The organism is Streptomyces chilikensis (assembly GCF_001642695.1).
In the GTDB taxonomy this organism is placed as follows: Bacteria; Actinomycetota; Actinomycetes; order Streptomycetales; family Streptomycetaceae; genus Streptomyces; species Streptomyces chilikensis.
The window spans coordinates 1,525,248-1,532,697 of the sequence record NZ_LWCC02000005.1 but is presented as its reverse complement, the minus strand read 5'-3'; the positions used below and the strand labels follow the sequence as shown (position 1 = coordinate 1,532,697).

The following is a 7,450-nucleotide window of genomic DNA, read 5'->3' as shown; positions in this document are numbered from 1 at the left end:
CGGGGCGCGCTCCTCCCCGGCCGCCTCCGGCGCCTCGGCGACGTCGGCCGCCGGGCGCGCGTCGCGCCCGCGGCCCCGGCCGCCCCGGCCCCGCTCACGGTCGTTCCTGCGGCCGCCCGGCTCGCCCAGGTCCTCGAGCTCCTCGGCACCGAGCCCGGCCCGCGTCCGCTCGGAGCGCGGCAGTATGCCCTTGGTGCCCTCGGGGATCCCGAGGTCGGAGAACAGGTGCGGCGACGTGGAGTACGTCTCGACCGGGTCGTTGAAGTCCAGCCCCAGCGCCTTGTTGATGAGCTGCCAGCGCGGGATGTCGTCCCAGTCGACGAACGTGACGGCCGTGCCCTTGGCCCCGGCGCGGCCGGTGCGGCCGACGCGGTGCAGGAAGGTCTTCTCGTCCTCGGGGGACTGGTAGTTGATGACGTGGGTGACGCCCTCGACGTCGATGCCGCGCGCGGCGACGTCGGTGCAGACCAGCACGTCGACCTTGCCGTTGCGGAAGGCGCGCAGCGCCTGCTCGCGGGCACCCTGGCCCAGGTCGCCGTGGACGGCGCCGGAGGCGAAGCCGCGGCGCTGGAGCTGGTCGGCGATGTCGGCGGCGGTGCGCTTGGTGCGGCAGAAGATCATCGCCAGCCCGCGGCCCTCGGCCTGCAGGATGCGGGCGACCATCTCCGGCTTGTCCATGTTGTGCGCGCGGTAGACGAACTGCTTGGTGTTCGCGACCGTCTTGCCCTCGTCGTCCGGCGAGGTGGCGCTGATGTGCGTGGGCTGCGACATGTAGCGGCGGGCCAGGCCGATGACCGCGCCCGGCATGGTCGCCGAGAACAGCATCGTCTGGCGCTTGGCCGGGAGCATGTTGATGATCTTCTCGACGTCCGGCAGGAAGCCGAGGTCGAGCATCTCGTCGGCCTCGTCGAGGACCAGGCTCCTGACGTGCTTGAGGTCGAGCTTCTTCTGGCCCGCGAGGTCGAGGAGGCGGCCCGGGGTGCCGACGACCACGTCGACGCCCTTCTTCAGGGCCTCGACCTGCGGCTCGTAGGCGCGGCCGCCGTAGATCGCCAGGACGCGGACGTTGCGGACCTTGCCGGCGGTCTGCAGGTCGTTGGTGACCTGGGTGCAGAGCTCGCGGGTGGGGACCACGACCAGCGCCTGCGGCGCCTCGGTCAGGTCCTCCGGCCTCGCCCGTCCGGCCTCGACGTCGGCGGGGACGGTGACGCGCTCCAGGAGCGGGAGGCCGAAACCGAGGGTCTTGCCCGTGCCGGTCTTCGCCTGGCCGATGACGTCCGAGCCCGAGAGGGCCACGGGGAGCGTCATCTCCTGGATGGGGAAGGGGGTGACGATGCCGACGGCCTCGAGGGCCTCGGCCGTCTCAGGAAGAATTCCGAGATCGCGGAACGTGGTAGTCAGGGTGCTGCCTCTTCTGTGTGGCGCGGCGCGAGGCGAGCGCGGGGGTCAACCGTGTCGGGCACGGCCGTACCGAACCGGAAGGACGTCGTCGGCCCTGCTCGGGCGACGGGCCCGTGGCGCGGGACCACGCCGACGCTCCAGCACTCGTACCGCTGAGGGTCCCTCCGTGGCCGCACGCGTGGAGGCTGCGGGCGAGGAGGGCTGTCGGGTCGGAGCCGATCGGGCCACCGACCGGGCATCCTCATTCCTGCGGCCCGCCGGATACGGCGGGCGCAATACCACCATACCCCGGAATCGCGCACATGCGAGGGTCCGTGCGGTGACGTAGCGCTCCTCACACCGCGCCGTCGCCGCCCGGCGGGGCCCGTCCCCGCGGGGCCCGCCCCCGGACGGCCCGCCGCGGACGGCGCCGGCCGGGCGGGCGTCCCCGCGGGGCCCGCCCCCGGACGGCCCGCCGCGGACGGCGCCGGCCGGGCGGGCCCGGGCGGTGACGGCGGGGCGGCGGCCGGGCGGACTATCGTTCGTTTCATGACGACGCCTGACAATGCCACCGGCCAGACCGACGCCGCTCCGGACGCCGCGACCGCGAGGGTCGCCGAGCAGACCTGGGAGCAGGCCTCCGCAGACCCGCAGTACCGCGCCGCCGTCGTGGACCTGCTGGGAGCGCTCGCGTACGGCGAGCTGTCGGCGTTCGAGCGGCTCGCCGAGGACGCCAAGCTGGCGCCGAGCCTCTCGGACAAGGGCGAGCTGGCCAAGATGGCCGCCGCCGAGTTCGGCCACTTCGACCGGCTGCGGGCCCGGCTCGCGGAGATCGACACCGACCCGGAGGAGGCCATGGCGCCCTTCGTCGCGGCGCTGGACGGCTTCCACCGGCAGACGGCCCCGTCCGACTGGCTGGAGGGCCTGGTCAAGGCCTACGTCGGCGACTCGATCGCGGCGGACTTCTACCGCGAGGTCGCGGTGCGGCTGGACTCGGACACCCGGGAACTGGTGCTGGCGGTCCTCGACGACCTCGGGCACGCCGAGTTCGCCGTGGAGAAGGTGCGGGCGGCCATCGAGGCGGAGCCGCGGGTCGGGGGACGCCTGGCGCTGTGGGCGCGGCGGCTGATGGGCGAGGCGCTGTCGCAGTCGCAGCGGGTGGTGGCCGAGCGGGACGCGCTCTCCACCATGCTGGTGGGCGGCGTCGCCGACGGCTTCGACCTGGCGGAGGTGGGCCGGATGTTCTCCCGCATCACCGAGGCCCACACGAAGCGGATGGCCGCCCTCGGTCTGGCGTCCTGAACCGCCGGTCGCCGGGCGGGACGGTCCCCGGGAGGCCGGGGTCCCGGACCGCGTGATCCCCGGACCGCGTGACCCGCAGGTCACGCGCTCCCCGGGCGGCGGGATCCCCGGGGCACTGAGGTCCCCGGGCCGCTGCGGTCCCCGGGCCGGCGCCCGCCGGGCGGGGGTTTTGGGCCCGGCGTCGCGGCGGGCCCGGGTGTCACCCGATGCCCCGGCGGCGTTCCGGCCGCAGCAGCAGCGAGAGCGAGGCCGCGGAGAGCGCCGCGGCGCCGAGCAGCAGCGGCGCGGGCCGGGCGGGGTCCAGGGCGCCGTGGGTGATCAGCGTGCCCAGCAGGGCGCCGACCGCACCGGTGGCCAGGACCGTGCCCGCACGGGGCAGCCGGTGCGGCAATCGGTGGACGGCCGCGCAGGCGAGCAGCAGCCCGAGGAGCACCGAGGCCGGCGCCGCGAGGAAGAACATGGCGTGGTCCCTTCACCTGGGGCGTGCTGGAAGGTCCCGGTGTGCCTACCCGCGCGTGCCGCCCCGCACACGCGAAGGGGCCGGACGGCTCAACAGCCGTCCGGCCCCTCGTCGTCCGTCGCGTGACCCGCGACGCCGCACTACAGCGCGCCGAAGCCCACCTTGCGCGGAGCCGGCTCGCCCAGCTCGACGTAGGCGAGACGCTCCGCCGGGACAAGGACCTTGCGGCCGTGCTCGTCCACCAGGGTCAGCAGTGCCGCCTTGCCGGCGAGCGCCTCGGCGACGAGCCGCTCGACCTCCTCGGCGCTCTGACCGCTCTGCAGAACGATCTCGCGGGGCGCGTGCTGCACGCCGATCTTGACCTCCACGGCCATGTCCCTCCGACGGTCAGTGGTGCGCGGACGTTCCACACGTGTCCGCGCCGTACCCGGCACACATTAGTCCAGGCGGGACCCGTCAGGCTGTCTCGCTGCCGTGCAGCGGGAACCCGGCGATGCCGCGCCAGGCCAGCGAGGCCAGCAGTTGCACGGCCTTGTCCCGCGGCACGCTGCGGTCGCTGTGCAGCCACGCCCGCGCCACGACCTGGGCGAGGCCGCCCAGGCCCGAGGCGAGCAGCATCGACTCCTCGCGGGAGAGCCCCGTGTCCTCCGCGATCACGTCGCAGATGGCCTCGGCGCACTCGTTGGTCACCTTGTCCACGCGCTCGCGGACCGCGGGCTCGTTGGTCAGGTCCGACTCGAAGACCAGGCGGAAGGCCCCGCCGTCGTCCTCGACGTACGCGAAGTAGGCGTCCATGGTCGCCCGGACGCGCTGCTTGTTGTCGCTGGTGGAGGCGAGCGCCGCGCGGACGGATTGGATCAGCGCCGCGCAGTGCTGGTCCAGCAGGGCCAGGTAGAGCTCGAGCTTCCCGGGGAAGTGCTGGTACAGCACCGGCTTGCTGACGCCCGCCCGCTCGGCGATGTCGTCCATGGCGGCGGAGTGGTACCCCTGCGCGACGAAGACCTCCTGCGCGGCGCCCAGAAGCTGGTTCCGCCGGGCACGGCGCGGAAGCCGGGTGCCGCGCGGGCGTGCCGCCTCTGTCTGCTCGATGGCTGTCACGCCGCCTCCCATGATCGTCCTTGTGCGGTGTGCGCCGCGGCACCATCGTACTTTTCGGTAACCGTGCCGCGAGTCCTGCGACCGGAGAATTTCAACGGGCGGACAGGGACCGCCGCGGCGGGAGCGCCGGGTGTGCCGCGGCCGGGCGCCCGCCGGGCGGTACCACGGTCCTCCGGCCGGCACCGGCCGGAGTCACCGGTAGTCGTCCTCGTCGAGTTCCACCACCCTCGCGTGTTCGGCGAGGTCGGCGTCGCTGGCGTGGTCGCGCGCGTCGCCGCGGACCGGCTCGTCCTTGCCGGGCCGGACGTCCGCGTGCTGCTCCGCGGCGTCGTGCTCGGGCGCCTCGACGGCGATCTCCGGGGCGGTCTCCTCCTGCTCCTCCTGGTCGGCGAAGGTCTCCGGGTCGGTCGGGTCGACGGCCATGATGGGCTCCCTTCGTGGGTCTGCCATTTCGTCCGGCTCCCCCCGGCGCGGCGGGCCGCTGCGGGGGCGGGGTGCCCTGTGGGACCGAGCCTAGGAGACACCCGGCGGCGACGCGATGCCTCCGCGTGCGGATGTGTGCCCCGGCGGGCCCGGGTCACACCGGCCCGTCCGCTCCCGTTCGCTGTGACGGCCCCCACACCGTCGGCGGCCGTCGGCGAACCTGGCGGGGCGTGATCGTCTCGTAACATTGGCGCATGTCTTCGACCGACCCGCCGCCCGTCCCGCCCGCCGGCGACGTGCTGCCCCGCGTGGCGCCGGTCCGTGCGGACGGTGAGCGGATCCGGTCGGTCGCGCTGCGCGGCGTGACCCTGTCGGTCCGCTCCCGCCGCCCCGGCCGCGAGGACGCCGAGCCGGCGCTCTTCGTGCACGGGCTGGGTGGTTCCTCGCAGAACTGGTCGGCGCTGATGCCGCTGCTGGACGACCTGCTCGACTGCGAGGCGGTGGACCTGCCGGGCTTCGGCGACTCCCCGCCGCCGGACGACGGCGACTACTCGATCACCGGTCACACCCGTGCGGTCGTCCGCTACCTGGAGGCGTCCGGGCGCGGTCCGGTCCACCTGTTCGGCAACTCGATGGGCGGCGCCGTGGCCACCAAGGTCGCGGCGCTCCGCCCCGACCTGGTGCGCTCGCTCACCCTGGTCTCGCCCGCCCTGCCGGAACTGCGGGTGCAGCGCGGCGCGGTGCCGACCGGGCTGCTGGCGGTGCCCGGTGTGGCGGTGCTCTTCACCCGGCTCACCCGGGAGTGGACGGCCGAACAGCGGGTCCGCGGCGTGCTCGGGCTCACCTACGGGGACCCCGGGAAGGTGACCGGGGAAGGACTGGCCGCCGCGGTGGCGGAGATGGAACGGCGTCAGCGGCTTCCCTACTTCTGGGACGCCATGGCCCGTTCGGCCCGCGGCATCGTCGACGCGTACACCCTGGCGGGGCGGCACCGGCTCTGGCGGCACGCCGAGCGGGTCGCGGCGCCCACCCTGCTGGTCTACGGCGGCCGTGACCGGCTGGTCTCCTTCCGGATGGCCCGCCGGGCGGCCCGCGCCTTCCGCCGTTCGAGGCTGCTCGCCCTGCCGGAAGCCGGACATGTGGCCATGATGGAGTGTCCGGACACGGTCGCCCGGGCCGTCCGCGAGTTCCTGGAGGACGCCGTCCCCGCCCGAACGGCGGGCGGGGGCACGCGGGAGCGCGGCCCGGGCGACGCCGACGATGTCCTGGCCGCGACGGAAACCGAAAGCTGAGGGAGCGCGTGGGACGGCACAGTCGCCGGGGGCCGGCCAGGCCCGCAGATGCCGCACCCGGTACGTCGGAGGCGGCTGCCGCCCGCGACGGCCGGGGCGCAGGGCCCGCGCGTCCTGCCGGGGCCGGAGGGACACTCGACCCCGACGACGCCTGGAGCCCCTGGGAGCCGCCCCCGCGGCCGGCCCCCGATCCGTCGGCGCCGACCGGCGTCACGCACGGCCGGAGCGGCGCGCCCTCCCCGGTGCGCGGCGGCCACCCCGAGGAGCGCGAGGCGTACCCGTGGTACGGGGGAGCCCAGGACCAGGACGACCGGTTCGCCTGGAGCGAGCAGCCCCGTGACCTGGTGGCGCGGGCCGAGGGCCCGGTCTCGCTCGGGCGGCCCGCGCCCTACTACGACACGCTGGACGACCGCGACCGGTACCTGCCGTCCGCCGGACGGCACGGCGGAGCGGGAGGACCGGGCGGTCCCGGTGGACCGGGCGGACAGGCCGGGCCGGGCGGACCCGGCGGACCCGGCGGGCCGGGCCGGGCGGGTTCCGCGGACGGACCGGTCCGCCCCGGAGGACCTGGGGGCGAGGACGGAGCCGGTCTCCTGCCGGCGCCGCGGGAACCGCGCGCCGGGCGCCGGCAGGCCGGACCGCGGCGCGGCGTGAAGGGCCGCCTGTTCACCGGTGCGCTCGCCGTCGCGGTGCTGGTGGTGCTGGGCGTGACGGTCTCCGAGCAGGTCGCCGCCGACCGGTCCGCCTCGGTGGGCGGCGCCCAGGCGGCCGGAGTGCCGGGCGGGGGCGGCGGGGAGCCGCCGGGCACGGGGGAACCCTCTCCGCTGCCGCCCGCGTGGAACCTGGACGGCCTCACCTACGAACAGCGGATGGGGCTCGTCTACGACCTGGGCCCCGACCTCCAGGGCCCCGGGTCCTTCACGGCGGTGCCCGGGACCGACGAACCCCCGCGCGAGGGACAGGAGTTCCTCTACCGCGTCGACGTCGAGGACGATCTGGGGCTGGACGGCGACCTGTTCGCCGAGGCCGTGCACAGGACGCTCAACGACGAGCGGAGCTGGGCGCACGACGGGCTGGCCTTCAAGCGGGTCCCCGAGGACGGTTCCGGGAAGCCCGACTTCGTGATCACCCTGGCCAGCCCGGGCACCACGGCCGAGTGGTGCGCCAAGTCGGGCCTGGACACCACGGTCGACAACGTCTCCTGCGACTCCGCGTCGACCTCGCGCGTGATGATCAACGCCTACCGCTGGGCGAAGGGGTCCGAGACGTACGGCGACCGGCGGATCCACGCCTACCGGCAGATGCTGATCAACCACGAGGTGGGCCACCGCCTGGGATACGGGCACGTGGAGTGCTCCAAGGACGGTGGGCTCGCGCCGGTGATGCAGCAGCAGACCAAGTTCCTGGACCACGACGGGATCCACTGCCGGCCGAACGCCTGGGCCTACCCGAACGGCTGATCCGCGCTCCGGCATGCGCACGGGGCACGACCGCC

The 7,450-nt window shown here is 75.0% G+C and carries 7 protein-coding genes and 1 pseudogene; 3 read left to right on the top strand and 5 right to left on the bottom strand.

Going from position 1 to position 7,450, the window contains the following annotated elements; all coding sequences use genetic code 11:
- Positions 1-1,308: pseudogene (locus tag A2U95_RS06825) on the bottom strand (DEAD/DEAH box helicase); the annotation flags it as partial.
- 621 nt (positions 1,309-1,929) lie between these two features.
- Between A2U95_RS06825 and A2U95_RS06820 the strand changes: the two are divergent.
- Entirely contained in the window at positions 1,930-2,682 is a 753-nt protein-coding gene (locus tag A2U95_RS06820; protein ID WP_166021309.1) for a ferritin-like fold-containing protein, read from the top strand.
- A gap of 199 nt (positions 2,683-2,881) precedes the next feature.
- Here the strand turns inward: A2U95_RS06820 and A2U95_RS06815 are convergent, their stop codons facing one another.
- From A2U95_RS06815 to A2U95_RS06800, 4 genes are all read right to left on the bottom strand, one after another.
- Positions 2,882-3,142, bottom strand: coding sequence for a hypothetical protein (locus A2U95_RS06815; RefSeq protein WP_166021308.1), 261 nt, complete (start codon positions 3,140-3,142; stop codon positions 2,882-2,884).
- Positions 3,143-3,282: 140 nt separating this feature from the next.
- Positions 3,283-3,510: a DUF3107 domain-containing protein gene (locus A2U95_RS06810; RefSeq protein ID WP_151771968.1), complete on the bottom strand. Its 228-nt coding sequence runs from the start codon at positions 3,508-3,510 to the stop codon at positions 3,283-3,285.
- Positions 3,511-3,598: 88 nt separating this feature from the next.
- On the bottom strand, positions 3,599-4,240 hold the full coding sequence (locus A2U95_RS06805; protein WP_151771388.1) for a TetR/AcrR family transcriptional regulator: 642 nt from the start codon (positions 4,238-4,240) through the stop codon (positions 3,599-3,601).
- A gap of 192 nt (positions 4,241-4,432) precedes the next feature.
- The gene (locus tag A2U95_RS06800; protein ID WP_166021307.1) at positions 4,433-4,663 is read right to left on the bottom strand and encodes a hypothetical protein; all 231 of its coding nucleotides are present in this window, start codon (positions 4,661-4,663) and stop codon (positions 4,433-4,435) included.
- A gap of 254 nt (positions 4,664-4,917) precedes the next feature.
- Between A2U95_RS06800 and A2U95_RS06795 the strand changes: the two genes are divergently transcribed.
- Together A2U95_RS06795 and A2U95_RS06790 are read left to right on the top strand one after the other, a co-directional pair.
- Positions 4,918-5,955, top strand: a complete 1,038-nt coding sequence (locus tag A2U95_RS06795) for an alpha/beta fold hydrolase (RefSeq protein WP_166021306.1) — start codon at positions 4,918-4,920, stop codon at positions 5,953-5,955.
- A gap of 242 nt (positions 5,956-6,197) precedes the next feature.
- A complete protein-coding gene (locus A2U95_RS06790; protein ID WP_240957226.1) occupies positions 6,198-7,415 on the top strand; it encodes a DUF3152 domain-containing protein in 1,218 nt (405 codons plus the stop codon).
- The last annotated feature ends 35 nt before the right edge of the window (positions 7,416-7,450 follow it).

Bases quoted from the DNA above. Each gene is read 5' to 3' on its own strand.
- A2U95_RS06820 (WP_166021309.1), top strand. From the start codon at position 1,930: ATGACGACGCCTGACAATGCCACCGGCCAGACCGACGCCGCTCCGGAC.
- A2U95_RS06815 (WP_166021308.1), bottom strand. From the start codon at position 3,142: ATGTTCTTCCTCGCGGCGCCGGCCTCGGTGCTCCTCGGGCTGCTGCTC.
- A2U95_RS06800 (WP_166021307.1), bottom strand. From the start codon at position 4,663: ATGGCCGTCGACCCGACCGACCCGGAGACCTTCGCCGACCAGGAGGAG.
- A2U95_RS06795 (WP_166021306.1), top strand. From the start codon at position 4,918: ATGTCTTCGACCGACCCGCCGCCCGTCCCGCCCGCCGGCGACGTGCTG.